The following is a 20,828-nucleotide window of genomic DNA, read 5'->3' as shown; positions in this document are numbered from 1 at the left end:
TTCATTTGAGTCAGTATGATATATATTTTTCATTTTCTCAAATAATTAAGTGGAATAACAGATTTCACCCACTACCGTTTTTTGTTGTGCATTTCGTTAATCGTATGGACTAATGGGGGTATTTAACCACTTACAAAAATATTTTTTTGCTAATCACAAAAAATATCAGAATGGCTACCTGTGCGGGTTAATTGCAATTCGTCATCTGCTACTCGATAGATCAACAACCAATCCGGCTCAATATGGGCATCCCGATAACCTTTCCAGTTACCGCGCAAAGGATGGTCCAGGTAAAAATCAGGCAAAGTTTCCTGTTCTACCAAAAGACTCAGTAAATTCCGCAATTTCTCCATATCCTTCCCGCGTTTTTTGAGGCGTTTAACATCGCGTTTGAACTGGGATGAACGGACGGGAGTGAGCATTAAATCCCCAGGTCATCGAAAAGCTCATCGGAGCTATCAAAACGCTTACCATGTCCACTTTCTAATTCTTCCATTGCTTTTTTAGTCGAAGCATTTGGAACTTGCACTGTAAATGGCAAGCGTTTTTCCTCCGCAATACGCAGCATCAAAAGGCGTATTGCATCAGAAACAGACAACCCCATTGCTTCTAATGCAGCGGTAGCCCGTTCTTTGGTATCACTGTCAATTCTGGCTCTTACGACTGTATCTGTACGCATGATTTTTACCTTAAATATGTAGCCCTAATGTAGCTACAGTATAAACGGTTAATCCTATAGACTCAAGTGAGTCTTTCTTACTCATAGCACATACTTGAGTAGGAAGGATTCACTATTAGCAAAAAAGTAAACAGTTGATATAACATCTATCCCCACATCAGAGTAAAGATGAATCATGAAGGGCTTTGCCCTCAGCCTTCGGCTTCACCCAAGGTATTTAAACCAAGAGTGATGGGGTAGGGGAGCCGGAGCTAATCGGCTGCGAACGAGGGGTAACATCTATAGCGACCAAGTGAGCTGGCCACGTTACCCTTTTTGTTTATGATAGGATGGTTACCGCTAGTTACTAGGTCAAATAGGGTGGTACGTGTTAAAAATTCTATTCAGCCGTGATCTTCTTATATTCCTTATAAAGAAAGAATAGACCGCAAATATATACAATATTCGCGGCTATTAATTCAAGTTCCATAAAATACTGGCTAAAAACCATCCAGCCAACAAATATAATAAACAATATCTTGAATACTAAAAGACCAAAATAGCCCCAACGATTAATAAAAAAACGTATAAAAGGGTTGGCCTCATGACCACCGGCTGAAACGATTTTAATCGTGAAAAATAGGTCAATAAAATTCAGGAAAACGAAAAAAATTAAAAGGGTAAAAATACTCAAAAAGTTAAACTTAACTTGTTTCTAACGTTGCATCCTTTATAGTTGAACTCATTCCAGATTGAAAATCAGATGATTTTGTTTTTTCTTTTTTTTCATCGCCCTTAACATCAGAAGAACCACTTTTGGTCTCATCTGAATCAGCATCAGGGGAATAGTTTTTTAACCATTTCTTGAACTCTTTATCTCGCTTTAAATGATGTTCTAAAATGGCTTCAAGAACTATCGATTCATCACAACTCGGGTTAACTTCCTTCGCAGCTTTCACATAAAGATTAAAATTTTTAACCAAGTCTTCACGAAGTTTAAAATTGACACGAACAGGCTCAGAAACCTTTGGAATAGTCAGACTAATTGCCATGCATTATATCCTCTTTTGAATTGATAAGTTTTTTGTTTAATGCAAATCGTAACAACGCAGTATAGTATAATCTACGTGCGCTGCTTTGCTCTTTTGTTGCTAATTGTACGGCTTCATTTTTCAATTTTTCAGGTAATTTAAGATTAATAGTCAAGCCAGCAGACGGACTGGCATAAAAGATCGGGTGATGTTCACCTGGAGCAATATTTTTGAATGAATCAATAAATTCTTTGATCGCTTTAGCATAGACTTCTTGTAATATTTCATTATGCACTTTTGTATAGTTTTTAATAGCATTCACTAGCTCAGGTTCAGCTTTAGTTTGTTGCAAAATTAGTGTCAAAACGCTTTCCCCTATTGGCGTTATATGGTTCCAATATCATGTCTTTGTTAACAAAAACATTCACTGCAAATCCAGGGGCTATTGTTATTGTTGGCTGCCGATTTAACATTTTATCGACAATTTTTTGACCAGTTCTATTAATATCCTGCCCAATACTTGATACAAAACCTTGACTCAAAGTTGGACTAAAACCTGTCTGACTACCTTGCGAAGAGGTGACGGCGGCGGACATAATACTGGACAAAATAACCCCCCCAGCTAATTGTAACCAATGGCGGTCTACCTTGTCTTTAAAACCTGCATATCCAGTCAAATCAACACCAGGCATTCCTTCCAGATTGATAGATGCACCATTTGGCATAATTAACCGCTGCCAGACTACCAGAACACGTTCCTGACCGAAAGCAACACCAGAATCATATTGCCCAACCAAGCGCGTTCCTTGAGGAATTAATAGATAATTACCGGTCACAGTATCAAAAACATTTTCACGAACTTGCCCGACAATTTGACCTGGCAAATCAGAATTAATACCCGTGATCAATGTCGTTGGAATGATAGTTCCTGCTTTCACTTCATACGGTGAAACCGGATGAGTTATTGTGGCTTTTAAGTAAGCATTTGGTGAATCTTTACTGTATTTTTCAAGAAAGCTGGATTTATCGCTTTGTTTATTCTGTGAGTCCCATTCCGTCTTCTGTTTCAGAGCCGATAAATCGGGTGAATAGGTCGGTCGATTACCACGCAATGCAGAACGTCTTTCGGCTAAATTGGAATGTAATTCAGCTTGATTTTTTTCTGATAAATCTTGCTCTCTTTTTTCATTAAATCCTGGAAAAAAAACATCGGCTTTCATGGCCTGTATGCGTTCGGCTATCAGGCGTTGTTCTTCAGGGGTTAATTCACGTTTGGCTGGAGCAACGGGGCGTTTAAATGTGGTTGTTTTAGCAACCACACCGACATGCCCCATATCACCCTCAAGAGCTGGCCCCAGTTTAGGCACGGGCCTTGGAATCTCTGAATAGTTTTTAGGGCCAGTTTTTACAAAGCCAGGCAGCCGATTATCATCGGCTGGAACCAGGTTATCTTCAGCAACACCTACATTATCAGGTTCACTCAGCATAGCGACAGCAAACGCAATGATAATGATACCGATTGCAGCAAAAACAAGTGCGATAATCGGGCCTTGTTTTAACCGTCTGGGTTGGGCTGTAGACATTCTAAGTGAAGCACTATCCGGGCTAATTTTATCTGTTTCTGACATAATTTCATCCTTTTAAAATGTTCTCATGAGAACATTTTAAGAACCTTTGTTATCATTCATAATTAAAACAATTTCTTCGCCGCCTTCTTGGGCAATACGTAATTTAGCTTGATTAAACAGCCGGTCAACAATGTAATAGTTTTCTTTTACCCGATAGTTAACCATCTGTAAGTCACCGTGCTTCAAAACATAAAGGGCAGGGGCTTCACTAGAGGCCAGTGCATCAGGAAATTGAATATAGGTCTTTTTGCCATTATCAAATACACGTACAGGTTTCCAGACTGGCGAGCCTTCATCGACTTCAATCGTGTAATTAAAATTAGCATGACTAATATCTACTGATGACGTTTGAATCATCTCATTTTCACGGCGTATTTCTTCTGCTTGCGCGGAATATAAATCCAGTTCATCTTGCGCGTAAATCCACGACACAGCCGACATATATGTTTTCTTATACGAATGCAGCTCGATATGATAAGTCCGTCTGTTGGTGGTTAATATCAGCGTAGTATTCAAGTCTGGTCGGGTTGGCTTAATGTATAGATGTTGAATCTTTTGGCCGTTTTTATAGGATGTACTGGAACCGGCTTTCCAGCGAACAGGATCACCGATACCAGGCTTGCCTAACAGCTCTTCACCTGGTTGCAATTGAATATCCGTCAGTTTAAACGGAGCACAAAAAATCTGATACAAGGCTCCTTCCGCATAATCGTATTGCATAATGGCGTTGAAATAGCCGTAATGATCCGGTTTATATGTGGCTGCTGCATTGGCCGCTTCAATGATGCGATAAGGCGGCTTGTTGTTTGGCTTTTTCTTGCGATCTTCTTCGGAAAACGTTCTCAATTGATGCGCAGCTATGACCTTAGGAACGGTAACGACTTTAGGAACAGGTTCAATATATTCAGTTTTTACCGCCTTCACATAATCATCACGGCTGATGGGTTTTTGAGTAGCACAGCCATTGATAACAAGGGCAAATGAAAGAATAAATAGAGCATGTAAATACATAATTAATCCTTAAAAGTATATAAAAATATATGCACGAATATTAAAAAAAAAGCTTACCGGAATACCTTTGACCAAGAGTAATGTGTGATGTACATACCCAATGGATTCTTGGCTAATTTTTCTTTACTGTCGGGTATTTGCATTTCAACCTTAAAGGTTCCCCGCCAATGTTCTTTTCCCAGCATATCGCCTTTTTTAGACCATATTTGTTCACTCCAATCTATTTGCCAAGTATCGGGTGAAAGTCTTAATGTATCTTCAATCGAAATACTGACCGTTTGTGTTTCCATCCGTTTGAACGGCGATAATGCCCTTGTTTCTGAATTCAGTTGATTAACCGCTTCATCGGCAATGTAGTTATAGGCATCGAGCCAGTTTTGCCGTACCACCATCATATCTGAGGACAATGAACGGGTCATACGCAGAAAACGCCGTAAATGAAATTCAATTTGTTTTTCTGATGGTCGCCATTCCGCCATACTTTGTCCGGCACGACCTGAATACCTAGCATTACCCAGTTGGTCAACTTGAACAACCTCAACTTCCGTTTTAGGCAACTGGCCTAAGTAAATCATGCCGCCTACACTAACTAATGAAATAAACATGCTGCCAAAGGCAGCGATCCGCCAGTTCTCAGCTTGCTTTCTTGAACTCCCTATCCGTTCATCCCAAACCTGTTCTGCTCGTTGATAGGGCGTTTCGGGTATGGGATTTTCATTTTCCCATTTTGCTGTTTTTGCTTCTTTCACATTAAAACTCCAGAGTGAATGCTATAAATTAGGGTTTATATTGCCGCCTGAAGGCCGAGCTTCCTGTGGTATTGAATGGTGCATTGAAGCGGCTCGCTGCATAGTGCGTTTGGCCCATGCGGGGGCTTCAGATGATGTACTCGCAGCCGTTGTTTTTTTATCCATTCCCATTGTCATCCTTGCGCCGTTAGTTGATGCATTAGAAAGCGGTTCTCCTGCCTTACCTGCCATATTCGAGACAGTGCTTTTCACTTGATTTCCTGCTGCTGAACCCATACCATAAAGAGAACCCAATGCAGCGGAAGCCGCCCTGTTGACTGGATTTGTTGAAGAACTGGCCGCAAGAGCCAGATTCGCACCAGTAGAAGCCGAACCATACGCTGCGGCTCCTAAACGTGCTGCACCTCCGGTCATCGAAGCAGCGGCCCTTGTTGCATTCGCTAACCCAGCCGCCGCTCCCGCTGCCATAAAACCACCGGCCACTGTATTTTGAACAGCAGTACCCGCAGATAGGGAAGGGGAACCTGCAATGAGTCCGGCGGCTATACCAGGGGCATTCCAGGAAAGAAAACCAATAGCCCCTACTGTTAAAATTAATGAAAATATTTCATTTAGTGATGGATCAAAACCTAAAGCAGCCGCGAGTATAACAGGGCCAGAAACACTCAAAATAAAAGACAACACCATCATCTTTATGCCTGATGAAATAACGGCTCCTATCGACTTTTCAGCTAAGAACTTGGTATGCTTCATTAGTCCAAAAGGTAAGAAAATACTAACTATGGCTACAATCAAATAGAATTCGAGAACAGTAATAAAGACTTGAATAGCGAGTAACAGAAAAATAACCATTACCACTAAAAACAAAATACCGTAAATTATTATCAAATCGAGTCTATAAGCAGGAAATCTATCTAATTTATCCATAATAGGTTGACTGACATCCAGACCTTTTGCGGCTATCGCTGATGGATCAAGTAGATTGAAAGTCAACCCGCCAGCGGCGGTGCTACCTGCCTGAATCAATGAATTCACAAATTGATTCACCAATACAGGAAATGAACTGACTATCCAGAACCAGATACCGATAAATAATATTTTTTTTATGGCATCCAGAATTTGCCCACCGCCCAAAGCCCAATACAAACCGAACAAAACCACCTCTATTCCTAATAGAACCAGGAATAGCCACAAAGTAGATGGATAAAGATTTCCATAACCTAATGAGAAAATACCAATAAAGTTCAATAATGTGGTAGTCAGGGTGTTAAAACTCATAGCTATACCTTACCAACCCAAATAGGCCGTTGCCCGCGAGACTGCTTTACATTCAGAAGAATTAATAGCCTTCTGTCTTGGCATTTTTCTACATTGAGCGCGTTGTGTTTTCAATTCATCTTGATGGTTTGTAAAGTATTCCGCTTTCTTCTCTAATAACGCCTCTTCTGTTGCACGGTCTTTTATGTAATTAGTGGCTTCAACTTCTTCTTGGCTGCACCCATTTAAAACAGTCAAAATCAAGGGTATTAATAGTAAATATTTCATAATAATTATTGGATTGGTTGTAATGATGGTGGAACCTGTACTTTAGGCTCACGATTGATTAATAGTAAATATTCATAATCATCTTACAGGTGGTAAAGACGATGGAACTGTGACTGCCGCCCCTCGATTGGTGTAACCAGACATTAAACGAACATATTGCTCCTGTCCGGCCTCTCTTTCAGCAATCTCCATTTGATGTTTGATCGCAAACATCCGTTGAGTCGCAATCATGGATTGGTTCATATCATTAACGGATGCAATCAGCGCAGCATTTAATTGATTACCGACTTGAATTTGTCGAACGGTTCCATCTGCACCATTACTATCATTAAGTAATGTTTGGATACGGTTATTACGTGCCGCGATTTTGTTGATTGCTGCCTGTGCCTGCATAGCCCCGTTAACAGCATCTGTTAACGTGCTATTCCATGTTTGTCTGGCATTTCTTAAATTGCTGAAGTTATAGGTTGACCAGTCGCCGCCTTGCGGGAATATGGCGTTCATCTGTGATCTTATCCGAGCGGCATCATATTGAAGTGCTGCAACAGAATTCATGACATTGGTTATTTCAGCAGACTGAATCACATTGTCATTGATCAAACCAACCCACTCAGAAGCGCCTAACTGGTCCAGATTCTTGACCCAATTCGCAACCATTTTTATTTGCTGTGCAGTCTGCGTCACAGACTCTATCGTCTGCAAAACATTTTCAGCACTGGTAATAACTTGCTCTGCGGTTTGGGCGGCCTGTTCTGCCGAATCTGCCGTCCAGAAACCGGTTTGTATACCGATATGAGCAATATCAACAACTGGAATACCTGTTGCATTGACCTGTGAAAACGGTATCAATGAGACAACAGACGTTGCAACCATGATTTTAAAGTTTCTCATGAGAACATTTTTTTTCATTGTCTATCCTCTAAAAATTAAGAAGCTACAGATAACGGTTCACTGACCATATCCGCTGCCCAGGTTAAATTACGTTGGCGTAATAATAATTCAGCCCATTGCTCCGATGAATGATTCTTTTCCAGATCATCCATAAAAGCTTGATCAGAAGGTGAAGAACGACCGACGAATGCCAGGGCAACATCCCCCAGTTCAAGATCAAACAGTCGTTTACCTTTGGGTGAACGGTAAAAATATTCTTTTTTCTGAACAGCTCTACTCAAATTAATAATTTCAGTTTCAGACAGTCCTAATTTGGTATAGGCTTCCGATGTCAAAGGATCGGTAGCACTGTTATCTGGCAAGAAGATTTTTGTCATACAGGCCGAAAGCAGAGTAGAACAGATTGGCGAATTAATGGCATCTTCAATTTCCTGAGTAGCAAACACCACAAAGACATTCTTTTTTCTGAGTGTTTTCAGCCATTGCCTTAACCGTGTAGCAAAAAATGGGTGATCCATAAACAGCCAGGCTTCATCCAGAATCAACAGAGTAGGGCGCCCAATAAAACGCTGCTCAATTCGATAGAATAAATAACCCAACGCGGGAACAATCGCGCTATTTCCCAAATCCATTAATGACCCCATTTCAATCATCGTCCAGAAGTCATCCTGCAACGTATCGTTGTCACTATCGAATAACTGCCCATAGGTTCCCTCAAGCGTGTATTGCATCAACGCATCCCGAATATCTTGATTCTGGATTAATTGCTGTAAGCCGCCTATCGTTCGTTGTTTCCTGGGTGAAGTTGCCAACGATTGAAGCGCATTATGAATTTCTGTTTTATCCTTTGGCGTTAAGCTTAAATTCTGTAAATCCATAAGCGTTTCTATCCAACCTTCCGCCCAATTCAAGTCCGGTTTTTGATCAATATTGACTAACGGCTGAAAGGCAACGGGACGATCTTCATTGCCAGGTTCATAGATAGACCCACCGACTGCCATTGTTGCCGCTCTTGCAGTGCGATCTTTATCAAAAAAGACCACCTGTGCTTTCGGGTATCTTAGCCATTGCATAGCCAGTATGCCGAGCAATGTTGATTTACCGCTACCGGTCGGCCCAGCAATAAAGGTATGGCCCACATCACCGACTGATAAAGATAATCTGAAAGGGGTATTACCGGTTGTATTACAAACCAGTAAAGGGGCCGCTATCCCCGTTTCTTTCGCCAGGTGATAATCATGTCGATCACCTGACCAAATGGCACTCAACGGGAATATATGTGCCACATTCAAGGTATTAATCAAGGGGCGGCGCACGTTGGAATATACGTGTCCTGGCAGCGAAGACAACCACGCATGAAATGAATTGGTTGTTTCATGCCGCGTAGTAAAGCCCTTGCTATTAATCACCTGCATCACGGTATCTAACCGTTGATGACATATATCCAAATCTGGATGCCAGACAGTAATGGTCGAAGTGTAATAACCATACGCCACAACATCATTACCCAGTTCCTCTAAAGCGGCTTCCGCATCAACCGCATTACTTTCAGCCTCGGTATCGACAATACGTGACTCTGTACCGGATGCCTGTTCTTTAACCAGAGTAAATAATGACTTTCGTTTTGAAAACCAGTTCTTGCGATATTTATCAACCTCATTCTTTGCATCTTGATTGTCCAGACAGATAAACCGGCTTGACCAGCGATATTCAAGAGCCAGGTGATTGAGTCCATCCAAAATACCCGGCCATGCTTCCGATGGAAACCCGTTTATCGTAGCCGTCATGACATAGTTATTTCCCAATACAGGAATTTCACCGGGTTGATACGCCTGATCGGTCAGAATATGATCCAGATAGATTGGGGTATCAGGTGTTTTTACCGGATGTCTTCTTGATGAAACGGTGGAATGTAAATAAGTCAGCGTTTCATCATCATTCAATTCAACAACTTCTGGAAAAACATCCCGCATGATTCCGGCAATATGTTTGACCGTTTTAATGAAATAACTCAAGTCTCGCTGGTTATCATAATCCTGGTCGTGTGCATCACGATTCGGATCATCAATAAAAACAGCTTCCACTTTTTTAACCTTATCGGGTGGCATAACCCAGGTAAACGTTAAAAAATAATTGGATTCAAAGTGATCTCCTTCATCTTCATAATGTCCACGCCGTTCTTCATCGACAATCCAGCTTGCAGAATTTGGCCACTGACAGGACACATATTCATTTGTCCTGAAACGCTGGGACTCAGAGAAGTACGCCCATCCAGAACCCAGCCGTTTAAGAACATTGTTCAATCGTGCGCTACTGGATTGAAGTTCAGCCGGTGAAGAACTTCCCAAGTCAGGCCCACGAAAAGCAATGGTTTTTTGCAAAACGCCATTTTTTTGCAAAATGACACCAGGGGCAACTAACATCGCCCAAGGCAAATAGTCACTTAACCACTTTGTTTTTTTCCGGTATTCGGATAAATTAAACATGCCATAACTCCTACGGGTCTAACCGGCGAGGGGCTTTCATTGCAAATTTGAAAACATCAAAAAAATAGGGATCTTTTTTAGTCAAAATTGCAAACCCGATATGAAAAATAAAAAAGATGGGTAACACCCATATTTCCTGCAACCCGAAACCTACGGCGCAGGCGGTCGTCCACAAGATAAACGCCAACGTTCTAGGCAAGCCGACAATCAATATTGGGGTAATTAATCCCCGATGAATAGGGGCTGTGTAGCCATCTTCCATTGTTTTCTCCTAAATAAGCAATCCACCGGTAAAACCAAAGAAGGTCAAGCTCCAGGACAAGGCATTAAACGCAATAGTCAAACCTAAAACAATCCACATGGCACGGCGAATTAAACCACCACCTTCAGAAAACGCCAGACCAAACCCAAAAACGACAATTGAAATCGCACCGATTACACGAGCCACAGGCCCAGTTAATGAATTCAATAAATTGTTAAGCGGGGTTTCCCAAGGCATACCGGTTGTTGTCGCAGCCTCCGCATTTGTTCCCATGAGAAACATTAGGGTAAAAAGACTCAAGAAGAAAATGGTATTACGTCTATATTTCATAATGGTTCCTTTTAAGTTAAATGTATATATAATTATATACTATGAAGTAAAATAAATGATTTCTTTTCGTTAGTCAACAGGTGAAATTAACCACTCACCATTTTTATATCCAGTCACCTCAGAGATACCCGATAGACACCGACCGGCAGGCGAGTTTTTATCACGTTTGATATGAACGCACAGGTCAATAGTCTGGGCCACAAACGCCTTTGGAGCCACCATATTATTTTCTTCAATCAATTGACACATGCGGGTTAACATTTCGCGGGTACTGTCTGCGTGAATGGTTGCAACACCGCCAGGGTGTCCTGTATTCCACGCCTTGAGTAAATCAAGGGCAGCTTTATCTCTAACCTCCCCAATGATGATCCGGTCAGGCCGCCACCTTAAACTGTCAAATAAAGCGCGCTGCAATGATACATTAGCATCCGTATAAAAGTGAACCTTGTTAAGTGCATTACACTGTAATTCTCGATTGTCTTCAATAATGATGACACGATCACCGGTTACTGAGATGACATCAAGCAAAGCATTTGCCAATGTCGTCTTACCAGAACCGGTTCCACCACCTAACAAGATATTTTTTCGATCCATGACCGCGTTATGCAAAATCTGCGACTGGCTCACCGTTAGAATGCCCTTGGCGACATAATCATTCAAATTAAAAACTTTTTTGGCCGGCAGCCGAATACATAGTGCAGGACTGTCTACCATTGGCGGCATGGATGCCTGGATTCTCGCATTCCATTGGGGTAGTGTACCTGCGACACTGGGGTTATCAGTTGAAATAGTCGTTTGCATGATGGAAGCAACCAGACGGATGGCCCGTTCTATTTCTGCCGTGGTTATTTGAATATCAGTTTGTTCCGGCGGCTCGCCTATTCTTTCAACCCAGACGCGGGTATCTGGATTGATCATCACTTCAACCACATCAGCGTCATTTAAAAGATGCAAAACAGGATCAAGAGCTGTAGTTAATTGTGTCTGCTTTCGTCGAACAACTTCATCACTAATATCTTTCATGGCTTATCCTCCCTTGCAGCGTCTAATTCATCTTCTGATATGGGTGAATCCTGAACCAAATCATCAACAAAATAATGCCCCCCTGATATTTGTGTCGCAACGTAATCACAAAACTGCTCATAGCGTTGTGCGGCATACCGCTGGGCATTTTCCTTGTCGTTGTCTGGAATACGCGGCGTATGAGCAAACCAGAGTTTGACAAACACGGATAAGGCTTCTGCCATCAATTGAATATCCCGATTGGCTTTAGCCAGAGCGCGTGTGTGCTTGTCCAATCGCCTGAACAACAATTTAGTATCAGTTGTTTCATCCAGATAAGCGCGTATCGCTGCATTGGTGACGCTGCTAATAGACTTGCCTGATTTCGCGCAATACTGACGCAAGTTCTTATCCAATTTAGGATCAAGATAGGTCTGGAACTTTTTATTCATAAAGGCAAGTCTCCCCCACTTTGGTCTCTGGATAATTCCTGTAGCCGTCCTTGTTGCCGCTGATTAATAAGGCGGCGTTGGGCTTGTTGATTATTGATATTTCGGTCTTCGTCTCTTTCATATTCCTTTTCATCTTTTATGCGGTCATCTTCTAATGATTCCATTTGTAGTGCTAATTCGTGTTCATCGAGACCACGTTCATTTTCATTATCTATTCCTGTATTGATACCGTCCTCATGAACAGGGGATATATCAAGAGAACCATCAGGATCAATGTTCTCATGAGAAACAGACATTTCTTCCATCTTTTCGATATAAACCCAGGGATGCGTTATAGGTTTGGGAAATTCCTTGCGCTGTTCTTCTTCAGAATTCGGAGCCGGTAAATTAGCGCGATTCTTAAAACGCGGGTCGTTGTAATAGGTAACTTTACGCCCGTAATAAGGGAACAACCCACCGATCAGAATTAAATTCGCATGAGGTGGCATATTGAGAATTTCACCAGGCGTTAATAATTGCCTGGGGGACTCCTGCTCACTCACCATCACATGACCTAACCACGGGGCCAGACGGGAACCGGCATAGTTGGCCATTTTTCTAACCTGGGTGGATTGTCCCAGTAAATCCGATATGCGCTTTGCCGTTTTCTCATCCAGTGCGCCATAAGTAATCCGAATATGCGAAGTATCCAGAATGGCGTTATTGGAACCGTAATGTTTTTCGATCTGATTCAGAGATTGCGCGATTAAATAGGCACGAATCCCGTAACCAGGAAAATAAGCCAAGCCAGATTCTAAAAAGTCCATCCGCCCCAGCGTTGGAAATTCGTCAATCATCAATAACATTTTGTGCCGGTAATCCGGCTGCGAATGGTCATGACTCATGGACTCGGTAATCCGCCTCCCGATTTGATTAAGAACCAGACGAATTAAAGGCTTGGTTCGTTCAGCATCACTCACGGGTATAGTGAAATATAAACTAACCGGGTTTTTTAAGTTCATCAGGTCTGAAATTGCAAAATCGGAGTCACGAATATTGTTGGCAATAACAGGGTCACGATAGAGCGTTAAAAAGGATGTTGCGGTACTCAGAACCGCCGACAATTCATTCTCAGATTTATTTAGCACCTCACGGGTCATACTGGCAATAATAGGATGGGGCCGATCACCTAAATGCTTATAGGTCATCATGTAAGTTAATGTCTGTAGAATGTTTCTATTTGGATCAGTCAGAAAACTGGCAACACCTGGAATACTTTTATCTTTTTCGGCATACAAAACATGTAAAATAGCCGCAATAAAAAGCGCCTTGCTGGTTCTTTCCCAATGGTCATTCTTATGGTTCGGATCACCGGTATCAATGATCATTTCTGCAATGTTTTGTGCATCCCTGTATTCGTTATCGCCTTTTCTGATTTCAAGCAATGGATTAAATTTCACGGATGAAACAGATGTGGGTTCAAATCGTAAAACATGGGAGAATTTTTTTCTGAAACCGGCTGTGATTTCCCAGTTTTCCCGCTTGATGTCATAAACAATGACGCTACCCTTCCAGGCCAATAAGGTTGGTATAACTAACCCTACCCCTTTACCGCTTCTAGGCGGGGCAAATACCAGGGCATGTTCCGGCCCATTATGTTGTAGCAACTGACCATCAACCGTTTGACCGATAACAATGCCTTCACCAGCGAACAAACCCGCCTCTTTCAGCTCTTTTTCAGTGGACCAGCGAGCCGTTCCATAGGCATCCCCCGCCTTATTTCTCCTTGCCCTCCAAACCGCAATATAAACCAGTAAAATAGCCTCTATTGCAAATGATCCATAAATGAATAAATAAGACGTTGCAAAAACACCTCTCGCATAAACTTCATAGTAATACGTCCATTCAAAAACACGCCAGGGTATATAGACGGGATAGCCAAATAAAATAAACCAGGGATCACCCAGATTTTCTTGATACCCTAGTTCATATGCACAGTATTGCGTTGCCCCCCAAACACCCAGCGTAATTATCAAAACGCCCGATATTAAATTAATGTAATAAATTGAGCGAGAATCCTCTTTTATAATGCCCCAAGGGGCTTGTGTATTTTCGGTCATCGCTGTAGACCTTTTGTTAATGTTTTGACAATAGGTATATTCTGTTTTGAAAGGCCAAATGACACTGGCTTACCCAGTGAGCGTTTCATATTATCTCGCCAGGGAACCAGAGAGAACTCTTTATCAATACCATTGTTATGTTCAGATGTAATCAAAGCATAACCTTGGCCGCTGGGTGCAGTGATTTTTTTATGCAGCGTACCGGTAAACATTTCCTGTTTTAACGGCTTGTAACGTCTTAATGAACTGTCTGCGTAATCTTGTACTAACTTTTGTCTTTCAATGTTATCCAGCATTTTTAACAGCCCTTTTTCATTCCCCTTTAAGCCCAATTCCTTTTGCATAAATTCTTGCCGTTTTTTGATGGCCTGATTCAATTCTGACCCAAAAGAATAAGGCGCATTGTTTTCTACATGAATAGTATCAATCCACGCCCTGCCTTCGGCCTTTATTTGCTGCTGTAACAATCTTTCATCTATCGTACTGATACGAACCTTTCTTGGGTTTGGTGATTCCTGGTCACGCCGTGACAATTCATCCGTTAAGTTGTCTTCAATCTTCCACAAACCACTACCTAATTGTTGAGCCAGCCCAAACCTGGCTAAGCGACTAACACGGCGGCTAATCGCATCGGTATACCCCTCTGGTGCTACACCATTAGGAAGTAATTCAGGGTGCTTTATAACTTGTTTGACATGCTCTTTCTGGTCATAAATACCTTGATTTGATCTAGCAAATGTTTCTATTACGTAATCACTTTTCTTAATCCATGAATCCTGATAGTTTTCAACACTGACAATTGACCCGCGTTTGTATTCTGTAACATCAGTTCCTTTGTCCATTACAATGTAATTAGCACTTCCATCCTGACCTTCAACAATCATATAAAAACGGTCGTTGAGTTCATCATGTAACCCACTTCTCACAAGCCGACCTGTCACAACATTATCATGATCATCTTTATCATATATTCTGTATTTTGTTGGATCAGCCTTAATTTCTTTGTGAAGCGTTTTTATGATGTCGCCACGCTCCCCCATTTCACGCAGCTTAGTATCCCATCCATCTTGTAATATATATTCATGACTATTATCTTTTATCGCTAACCCGTAACCTACAAGATGATCCAGCCTGGCAATCAATTTTCCGTGTAATTTACGCGCATCTATATCATCAGGATAGACACTCATATCAACAATGTTCCCATGAGAAACTTTATCAATTTTCCAGTCCAGTGATGTGAATCGTTCTTGTGTAATTTCCTTATTCAATGTTGTATCTATTTCATGTTCACTACGATGACCAAGTTCTTGTGTTGCCAGTTCTCTTGCTCGGTTCCTTATTCCATTCGATATATACTCACGATCAATCCAGACTTCTTCACCGTTTTTATCTAATCCACTAATCACTAAATGGGTGTGAGGATTGTCTGTGTTGTAATGATTTGCAGCCGTCCACACCAGATCACGGCCAAGGTCTGTTTGCACCCTTTCCATTAACTCGCGAGTGTATTCTGTAAGATTAAGTTCGTGTGCATCTTCCGGTGAAATGATAACCCTGAATTGGTGTGGCTCTCCTTCTGTATGTTCTGCCCATTCAATGTTTTTTTCTGTCCATTCTGTTATGTCTTTACTCGATGTTTTACTATCAAATAGTTCCGCCTCTTTTCCGTCTTTTCCTGCCCCGTCTCTTTCAATATATTTCATGTGCAAACCGGCTGATTTTTTCCCGTAGGAGTTATTCATTTTAACAACACGGGCTTTGACGACAACACGCCTTGCTGAACTGCCTACGTTATAAACGGATTCTGCCATTTTTCCTCGCCTGGGACTTCCACCTCGGATTGCACCTTTCCTGCCGTTTTTTTTCTGTCTCAAACCGACGCGCCTTGAAACATTGTTCCTGAAGCTTTTAACCATTGGAACAGGTTCGGATTTAGCCTTGCTTGTGGATGGACTAAAGATAGGCAGATCATCTAGGGAATCGGGGTAATTGGACATAAATCACCAATGTGTCTATAATATTACTAATAATATCAATAGTATATAATATTAATAGATATATAAAAACAAAAATGGATACACACTTATAGCAATGTAATCAAAAACCTATAAGGTTTTAGATACATTGCTTTATCTTGCCCTATCTATTAAACGCCTACACATGACCACTTTCTCTTTATTACCACGAAACCAAGTAAAGTGTTTGCTTCGCAAACGCTAAAATTTAATTGGGGCTTTGTCCCAAACCCCAAGGTATTTAAACAAGGATGATAGGTATTATTTTTATTTATCATCTAACATTTCACCACGTTCTTTATCTATGTTGAAGTCTATAAAAACACTCTCTTTGCTTCTTCTACCTTTTCCTATATCAAGGTGAACCGATTGGTTTTTTATCAAAGGGTTTTCATTTTTTTGGTTACTTTTTGACACAAATTGAATGCCTTTATGGATCACTTTATTGGTAAAAATGATTGATTTTTGACCTGTATATTTTGCATATTTTTTTATTGAACAGGTCGATATATCAATTTTACCTTCAGCTTTACAATGATCCATAAACATATCAATATTGGCTGTTCCTAACTGTATATTGAAACATTCATCAAGAAGATCATTGGCTGTATATCCGTTATTAATAGCATCACTTAAAGGGATTCCCATTAGTCCAATATAGGATTCCTTACCTGATTTCATAATTTCATTGATAGCACTAATTGAGTCATCTTTGTTCTGATAACCAACACCAAATTTAGAACCTTCAACTCTAACGTATATTGGATTGTTAAAGCTCTCATTCATGATGATTGACTGAATCAAATTATCATCGAATTTAATTGATAATGAGCATGAAAGAATCAGACTTAAAATATCCATAGTGGCGTTGCCTTTGCAATTAACTCAGCAGCAGGTATAGGACCATAATATCTTGAATCGAAGCTCTTGGAATTATCTATAAAGACAAAAACTTCTCCTTTTTTTACTGTTCCACAATATTTGAACCAGGGCATTTCTCTACCGTTTGAATCGTATTCTTCAATGGGACCATACGAAATATTGTTAACGATTACAGTTCTATTATTCGTACAAACAAAATCACCTGCCTTTGCACTAACAGGCTTTGTCAGTGTATCGTTTACGTTTAGCCACCTTCTATGAATGACCATTTCTTTTACCTGATCGGGAACATCAAAAACAATCAGATCACCATTTTTTACAGATTCAATATAAATGTCATTATTCAGATAATAAAAACCTTTTGGTATGCTATCTGTATGGTTATAAACGAGATATTTTTTGCCAGAATTCATAAAAATAATGGCTATAAATATGAATGTAGACAATACCAATAGAACAGGAATCAGATTAACTGGTTTCCTTTTCAATGAGAGATAATAGATGTTTTTTTCCATAGCTTTTAGAATTAATAATTGCTTGAACCCTTAACCAAAAATCATCATCAAACTGATTTGGATCATAGCCATGATCTTCTAACCATTTCAGAGTTTTTATCAATTTATTTTTTTGCATGATATTGTTCCCATGAGAAATAAGATTGACTCCAGGACTTACAAATGGAATGGATATATCACCAACACCACGAAATAAATAAACATTTGTTTTTCTGACAACCGTTTCATAAAGAAATAATTCATTTTCACTCACTAGAGCAATTTTACCATTATCACTATTAACTATTTTAGTTGGCCTTCCATAAAGTAATTGCGTGTAAAATTTGTCATCTTTTCTGAACAATGAAACAGCAATAGTCATCAAAAAAATATTTCTAAAAATCCCCAAACAACAATCATGAATAATAAAAATTGTACAAATTTCATAATAGTGGCCTCACAAATTGATTTATAAAATTGAATGCTTAATCAGCAATTGTTGTTGAATTTTTTCAAATCTTTCTTTCAACTCAGGTGGAACAATGAGTTCTATTGAAGTCCACCCTTCAGGGCAATCAATTGATTCCAGATAACTTCGCCATACACGCAAAGCAGCTTTGTGAGCTGCTTGACGTGTGACACCAAACTTACGACCGACTTCTTCAGAACTCTTTTGATTAACGAGTATTTCATAAGCCATAAGTCGTGTTCTTTCGCTTATTTTTATGTTACTTATAACAGTATTAAACTTTTTCTTTGTTAACTTCATTGACAAAATTCATCCAGTCATCGTTAGATATTTCAATATCAATTAATACGCCATCATCAAATGTGAAAGAAAGTAACTTTCTATCTTGTAATGACTTAACTTTAAATGAATCTGGTACACCACCTACATTTAATGGCTTATCCTTTTTTACCTTTTTAGGTTTATTTTTTTCCTTTTTTCCATTTTCCATAGTGCTATCAGAGCTATCATTTAATACCGTTTCTATCGTATTAATTGACTCAATAACATCATCATTAAGTTTTACAGAATCAACATCATTTGAAGAATCAATATCAATAACATTGTTTTTCTTTGGCTTTGAAAGCCGTCTTTTTATATCTTCAACTTGCGTTCGCAATGATGTTCTTATTGTGGGTGATAGTATCCATGAATCGACTAATATTTTGGCTTCATCATGATTTTTACTGTCAAGTAAGGCCAACTCATAGAAGGCAGCAAAGTCATTGCTATAGCCTAATTTTATAAAGTCCCATAGATAGGAATTAGCTTTATATACGCGAACTCTTTTGCTGACATACTGGCTTTTTTTGCCTAACAATTCCGCCGTTTTTTTGGTTCCATGTACCTTTGCTATTTTGGCAACAGCTTCTATTTCATCAGCTAATGACATATTATCGCGTTGTATGTTTTCAACCGTTTGGATAGTTAAAATCATACTGGATTCAATATCTCGAACTATGCAAGGAATCGTATCAAGTCCGGCCTTTTTTGAACCATCATAACGACGTTCCCCACAAATTATCATGTGGTATCCATCGTCATTTTCAGGACGTACAATAATAGGCTGGATCACACCCTCTTCCTTGATACTATTAGCCAGTTCATTATCTGCTTCCTTATTCCTGTCCCTTCTGGGTTGATCAGGATCAGGAATGACTTTATCAAGTGAAAGCAAGGTTATTTTTTCTCCCTTTTGAGGCTGATCAAGACTCAATGCGAGATTATCTATAGAGCTAAGATTAATATTTTTCATCGTTAAGCCTCGTTCATTTCCATTTTATCGAGTAAGATTTTCATCGTATTTTTTATCTCTTTAGCGGCAATTCTGGTTGAACCTGATCGAGCCTGATACCAGACAGGGCGACGTGAAAAAGCGGAATTACTGATTGCTGACCTTTCAGCAATAACCTGTGAAATAACATTATTTCCTAATTGCTCTTTCATATAATTAGCCACCTGTTTTTGTAATGGGCTATGCGTGTTCAACCTGTTTATTACCAACCCTAGAAACTCCAGTTTTTTGTTTTTTTCTTCCTTAATGGCTCTGATTTTTTCAAAAAGACTGGCAACCCCATCAGATGAAAAAGCGTCTGGATTGATTGGCGAAAAAGCATAATCAGAAGCCATCAGTGGAGCCAGCATACCAAAGCCTTTTGTTGGCGGAGTATCGCAAACAACCAAATCAAAATATTCAGACAAAGATCGTAGATTTTTAGAAAAAATTGATGCTGACTCAATCGGCAAACGCTCAACACTGAGCAACACATCATTCGCCGGAATAACAGAGAATCTATGCTTAACTGCATTATCTAATGAATCATGTAAAACATTATCCGGCTCTATATCGCCCTTTTTATGCGGCACAAAACAGACTGTTTTAGTTTGTAAATCCGTCATATCGAATAGATCACTGGCGGTTAAACACTCACCAACCTGATCAAGAGCAATAAACTGTTTAGTGGCATTGCATTGGCTATCCAGGTCAACAATAGCCACACTTAAACCCTGTTTTACGGCATAACAAGCCAAAGCAACACTGAGCGTTGTTTTACCAGTTCCACCTTTATGAACGGTGCATGTAACGATTTTACCCATTATAAAATCCTTAAAGAAAGCGATTAAAGCCGACACCAAGTATATAAATGTATATACCTAGTGTCAACCTTTATGTAATCATGTTACTGAAAATAATCCAAGAACAAAATAATTGTTCTCATGAGAATCTAATCTATTGCTTTGGCAATAACTCCGCCTTCAGGGTGTGACCAGGAATATTCCAGAAGCCAATGATACAAATTAATAAATTGATCACCACCACCAATGGATGCCATGTGGTTATAAGAAAACAGGCAAGCGACAATACCGGCAGCCTCCAGACTTAGCGATCCATCAAAGTAGTTATTAGCCCAGATCAAATTCAATGATTCAGCATCAAGACTGGGAGCCATAAAGAACCCCCCGTTCGATAATTCATAGAAATTCCAATATCCCCCCTGGTAATCAGAGCAAAGTTTTTCCATGTAATGATAAATAAGGTTTTCACAAATAAGAAATTTACCACCGAAATATTCAGGCAGTTTATTCATACGGATAGATTCAGGAACAACAACTGAATTTACAACAATTTCAACTTCTTCACACATAATTTAATCTCCTAGGAATGTGCATGAAATAACTTAGGCAACTTATAAAGTTGTTGCGTCAGGAATGGCAGTATAATTCCATTGCCTCAGGTGCTCATCAAATACAATTCGCATTGACTCTTTAAAACCCTCTGCAA

25 protein-coding genes are annotated in these 20,828 nt (G+C 40.0%); all 25 read right to left on the bottom strand.

Annotated elements, in window-relative coordinates:
• Positions 1-149 precede the first annotated feature (149 nt).
• Positions 150-422, bottom strand: a complete 273-nt coding sequence (locus BQ7314_RS13200) for a type II toxin-antitoxin system YafQ family toxin (protein ID WP_174484159.1) — start codon at positions 420-422, stop codon at positions 150-152.
• Positions 422-679, bottom strand: a complete 258-nt coding sequence (locus BQ7314_RS13195) for a type II toxin-antitoxin system RelB/DinJ family antitoxin (protein WP_174484158.1) — start codon at positions 677-679, stop codon at positions 422-424. Before BQ7314_RS13195 ends, BQ7314_RS13200 begins: the two co-directional genes overlap by 1 nt.
• 379 nt (positions 680-1,058) lie before the next feature.
• Complete coding sequence (locus BQ7314_RS16165) at positions 1,059-1,352, bottom strand: DUF5658 family protein (protein ID WP_425356650.1); 294 nt, start codon at positions 1,350-1,352, stop codon at positions 1,059-1,061.
• 10 nt (positions 1,353-1,362) lie between these two features.
• Positions 1,363-1,710 carry a hypothetical protein gene (locus BQ7314_RS13190; RefSeq protein ID WP_174484157.1) on the bottom strand — a complete coding sequence of 116 codons (348 nt, stop codon included), beginning with the start codon at positions 1,708-1,710 and terminating at the stop codon, positions 1,363-1,365.
• Positions 1,700-2,053, bottom strand: a complete 354-nt coding sequence (locus BQ7314_RS13185; RefSeq protein WP_174484156.1) for a chalcone isomerase family protein — start codon at positions 2,051-2,053, stop codon at positions 1,700-1,702. Before BQ7314_RS13185 ends, BQ7314_RS13190 begins: the two co-directional genes overlap by 11 nt.
• Complete coding sequence (locus BQ7314_RS13180; protein ID WP_174484155.1) at positions 2,028-3,317, bottom strand: TraB/TrbI/VirB10 family type IV secretion system protein; 1,290 nt, start codon at positions 3,315-3,317, stop codon at positions 2,028-2,030. The genes BQ7314_RS13185 and BQ7314_RS13180 overlap by 26 nt, the downstream gene beginning before the upstream one ends.
• A 36-nt stretch (positions 3,318-3,353) precedes the next feature.
• Entirely contained in the window at positions 3,354-4,328 is a 975-nt protein-coding gene (gene trbG, locus BQ7314_RS13175; protein WP_174484154.1) for a P-type conjugative transfer protein TrbG, read from the bottom strand.
• A 53-nt stretch (positions 4,329-4,381) separates the two neighbouring features.
• Complete coding sequence (gene trbF / locus BQ7314_RS13170; protein ID WP_174484153.1) at positions 4,382-5,077, bottom strand: conjugal transfer protein TrbF; 696 nt, start codon at positions 5,075-5,077, stop codon at positions 4,382-4,384.
• A gap of 21 nt (positions 5,078-5,098) precedes the next feature.
• Positions 5,099-6,355: a type IV secretion system protein gene (locus tag BQ7314_RS13165; protein ID WP_174484152.1), complete on the bottom strand. Its 1,257-nt coding sequence runs from the start codon at positions 6,353-6,355 to the stop codon at positions 5,099-5,101.
• A 9-nt stretch (positions 6,356-6,364) separates the two neighbouring features.
• A complete protein-coding gene (locus BQ7314_RS13160; protein ID WP_217423853.1) occupies positions 6,365-6,622 on the bottom strand; it encodes an EexN family lipoprotein in 258 nt (85 codons plus the stop codon).
• 78 nt (positions 6,623-6,700) lie between these two features.
• On the bottom strand, positions 6,701-7,531 hold the full coding sequence (locus BQ7314_RS13155; RefSeq protein WP_174484150.1) for a TrbJ/VirB5 family protein: 831 nt from the start codon (positions 7,529-7,531) through the stop codon (positions 6,701-6,703).
• A gap of 17 nt (positions 7,532-7,548) precedes the next feature.
• Complete coding sequence (trbE, locus tag BQ7314_RS13150; RefSeq protein WP_174484149.1) at positions 7,549-9,999, bottom strand: conjugal transfer protein TrbE; 2,451 nt, start codon at positions 9,997-9,999, stop codon at positions 7,549-7,551.
• A 10-nt stretch (positions 10,000-10,009) separates the two neighbouring features.
• A complete protein-coding gene (locus tag BQ7314_RS13145) occupies positions 10,010-10,261 on the bottom strand; it encodes a VirB3 family type IV secretion system protein (RefSeq protein WP_174484148.1) in 252 nt (83 codons plus the stop codon).
• 9 nt (positions 10,262-10,270) lie between these two features.
• Positions 10,271-10,591 carry a TrbC/VirB2 family type IV secretion system protein gene (locus tag BQ7314_RS13140; protein ID WP_174484147.1) on the bottom strand — a complete coding sequence of 107 codons (321 nt, stop codon included), beginning with the start codon at positions 10,589-10,591 and terminating at the stop codon, positions 10,271-10,273.
• 69 nt (positions 10,592-10,660) lie between these two features.
• On the bottom strand, positions 10,661-11,614 hold the full coding sequence (trbB, locus tag BQ7314_RS13135) for a P-type conjugative transfer ATPase TrbB (protein ID WP_174484146.1): 954 nt from the start codon (positions 11,612-11,614) through the stop codon (positions 10,661-10,663).
• On the bottom strand, positions 11,611-12,045 hold the full coding sequence (locus tag BQ7314_RS13130) for a hypothetical protein (RefSeq protein WP_174484145.1): 435 nt from the start codon (positions 12,043-12,045) through the stop codon (positions 11,611-11,613). Before BQ7314_RS13130 ends, trbB begins: the two co-directional genes overlap by 4 nt.
• Complete coding sequence (traG, locus tag BQ7314_RS13125; RefSeq protein WP_174484144.1) at positions 12,042-14,144, bottom strand: IncP-type conjugal transfer protein TraG; 2,103 nt, start codon at positions 14,142-14,144, stop codon at positions 12,042-12,044. Before traG ends, BQ7314_RS13130 begins: the two co-directional genes overlap by 4 nt.
• Positions 14,141-15,958 carry a DUF3363 domain-containing protein gene (locus BQ7314_RS13120; protein WP_174484143.1) on the bottom strand — a complete coding sequence of 606 codons (1,818 nt, stop codon included), beginning with the start codon at positions 15,956-15,958 and terminating at the stop codon, positions 14,141-14,143. Before BQ7314_RS13120 ends, traG begins: the two co-directional genes overlap by 4 nt.
• A 471-nt stretch (positions 15,959-16,429) precedes the next feature.
• Positions 16,430-17,023 (bottom strand): lysozyme family protein, encoded by a 594-nt coding sequence (locus BQ7314_RS13115; protein ID WP_174484142.1) that lies wholly within the window; start codon positions 17,021-17,023, stop codon positions 16,430-16,432.
• Positions 17,011-17,457, bottom strand: a complete 447-nt coding sequence (locus BQ7314_RS13110; RefSeq protein ID WP_174484141.1) for a S26 family signal peptidase — start codon at positions 17,455-17,457, stop codon at positions 17,011-17,013. Before BQ7314_RS13110 ends, BQ7314_RS13115 begins: the two co-directional genes overlap by 13 nt.
• 55 nt (positions 17,458-17,512) lie before the next feature.
• On the bottom strand, positions 17,513-17,920 hold the full coding sequence (locus tag BQ7314_RS13105; RefSeq protein WP_174484140.1) for a hypothetical protein: 408 nt from the start codon (positions 17,918-17,920) through the stop codon (positions 17,513-17,515).
• Positions 17,921-18,007: 87 nt separating this feature from the next.
• Complete coding sequence (locus tag BQ7314_RS13100; RefSeq protein ID WP_174484139.1) at positions 18,008-18,307, bottom strand: TrfB-related DNA-binding protein; 300 nt, start codon at positions 18,305-18,307, stop codon at positions 18,008-18,010.
• Positions 18,282-19,301: a ParB/RepB/Spo0J family partition protein gene (locus BQ7314_RS13095; RefSeq protein ID WP_174484138.1), complete on the bottom strand. Its 1,020-nt coding sequence runs from the start codon at positions 19,299-19,301 to the stop codon at positions 18,282-18,284. The genes BQ7314_RS13100 and BQ7314_RS13095 overlap by 26 nt, the downstream gene beginning before the upstream one ends.
• A gap of 2 nt (positions 19,302-19,303) precedes the next feature.
• Positions 19,304-20,143: a ParA family protein gene (locus tag BQ7314_RS13090; RefSeq protein WP_174484137.1), complete on the bottom strand. Its 840-nt coding sequence runs from the start codon at positions 20,141-20,143 to the stop codon at positions 19,304-19,306.
• A 128-nt stretch (positions 20,144-20,271) separates the two neighbouring features.
• Positions 20,272-20,691, bottom strand: a complete 420-nt coding sequence (locus BQ7314_RS13085; protein ID WP_174484136.1) for an antirestriction protein — start codon at positions 20,689-20,691, stop codon at positions 20,272-20,274.
• Positions 20,692-20,828: the final 137 nt, after the last annotated feature.

Origin of the sequence: methanotrophic endosymbiont of Bathymodiolus puteoserpentis (Logatchev) (assembly GCF_900128525.1) — a bacterium.
Classification (GTDB): Bacteria; Pseudomonadota; Gammaproteobacteria; order Methylococcales; family Methylomonadaceae; genus Methyloprofundus.
This window is presented reverse-complemented; position numbering and strand designations above follow the sequence as displayed.

What these genes read in the sequence shown, in the direction of transcription:
- BQ7314_RS13200 (WP_174484159.1), bottom strand. Translation starts at nt 422, where the DNA reads ATGCTCACTCCCGTCCGTTCATCCCAGTTCAAACGCGATGTTAAACGC.
- BQ7314_RS13195 (WP_174484158.1), bottom strand. Translation starts at nt 679, where the DNA reads ATGCGTACAGATACAGTCGTAAGAGCCAGAATTGACAGTGATACCAAA.
- BQ7314_RS13190 (WP_174484157.1), bottom strand. Translation starts at nt 1,710, where the DNA reads ATGGCAATTAGTCTGACTATTCCAAAGGTTTCTGAGCCTGTTCGTGTC.
- BQ7314_RS13180 (WP_174484155.1), bottom strand. Translation starts at nt 3,317, where the DNA reads ATGTCAGAAACAGATAAAATTAGCCCGGATAGTGCTTCACTTAGAATG.
- trbG (WP_174484154.1), bottom strand. Translation starts at nt 4,328, where the DNA reads ATGTATTTACATGCTCTATTTATTCTTTCATTTGCCCTTGTTATCAAT.
- BQ7314_RS13165 (WP_174484152.1), bottom strand. Translation starts at nt 6,355, where the DNA reads ATGAGTTTTAACACCCTGACTACCACATTATTGAACTTTATTGGTATT.
- BQ7314_RS13160 (WP_217423853.1), bottom strand. Translation starts at nt 6,622, where the DNA reads ATGAAATATTTACTATTAATACCCTTGATTTTGACTGTTTTAAATGGG.
- BQ7314_RS13155 (WP_174484150.1), bottom strand. Translation starts at nt 7,531, where the DNA reads ATGAAAAAAAATGTTCTCATGAGAAACTTTAAAATCATGGTTGCAACG.
- trbE (WP_174484149.1), bottom strand. Translation starts at nt 9,999, where the DNA reads ATGTTTAATTTATCCGAATACCGGAAAAAAACAAAGTGGTTAAGTGAC.
- BQ7314_RS13145 (WP_174484148.1), bottom strand. Translation starts at nt 10,261, where the DNA reads ATGGAAGATGGCTACACAGCCCCTATTCATCGGGGATTAATTACCCCA.
- BQ7314_RS13140 (WP_174484147.1), bottom strand. Translation starts at nt 10,591, where the DNA reads ATGAAATATAGACGTAATACCATTTTCTTCTTGAGTCTTTTTACCCTA.
- trbB (WP_174484146.1), bottom strand. Translation starts at nt 11,614, where the DNA reads ATGAAAGATATTAGTGATGAAGTTGTTCGACGAAAGCAGACACAATTA.
- BQ7314_RS13130 (WP_174484145.1), bottom strand. Translation starts at nt 12,045, where the DNA reads ATGAATAAAAAGTTCCAGACCTATCTTGATCCTAAATTGGATAAGAAC.
- traG (WP_174484144.1), bottom strand. Translation starts at nt 14,144, where the DNA reads ATGACCGAAAATACACAAGCCCCTTGGGGCATTATAAAAGAGGATTCT.
- BQ7314_RS13120 (WP_174484143.1), bottom strand. Translation starts at nt 15,958, where the DNA reads ATGGCAGAATCCGTTTATAACGTAGGCAGTTCAGCAAGGCGTGTTGTC.
- BQ7314_RS13115 (WP_174484142.1), bottom strand. Translation starts at nt 17,023, where the DNA reads ATGGATATTTTAAGTCTGATTCTTTCATGCTCATTATCAATTAAATTC.
- BQ7314_RS13110 (WP_174484141.1), bottom strand. Translation starts at nt 17,457, where the DNA reads ATGAATTCTGGCAAAAAATATCTCGTTTATAACCATACAGATAGCATA.
- BQ7314_RS13105 (WP_174484140.1), bottom strand. Translation starts at nt 17,920, where the DNA reads ATGACTATTGCTGTTTCATTGTTCAGAAAAGATGACAAATTTTACACG.
- BQ7314_RS13100 (WP_174484139.1), bottom strand. Translation starts at nt 18,307, where the DNA reads ATGAAGTTAACAAAGAAAAAGTTTAATACTGTTATAAGTAACATAAAA.
- BQ7314_RS13095 (WP_174484138.1), bottom strand. Translation starts at nt 19,301, where the DNA reads ATGAAAAATATTAATCTTAGCTCTATAGATAATCTCGCATTGAGTCTT.
- BQ7314_RS13090 (WP_174484137.1), bottom strand. Translation starts at nt 20,143, where the DNA reads ATGGGTAAAATCGTTACATGCACCGTTCATAAAGGTGGAACTGGTAAA.
- BQ7314_RS13085 (WP_174484136.1), bottom strand. Translation starts at nt 20,691, where the DNA reads ATGTGTGAAGAAGTTGAAATTGTTGTAAATTCAGTTGTTGTTCCTGAA.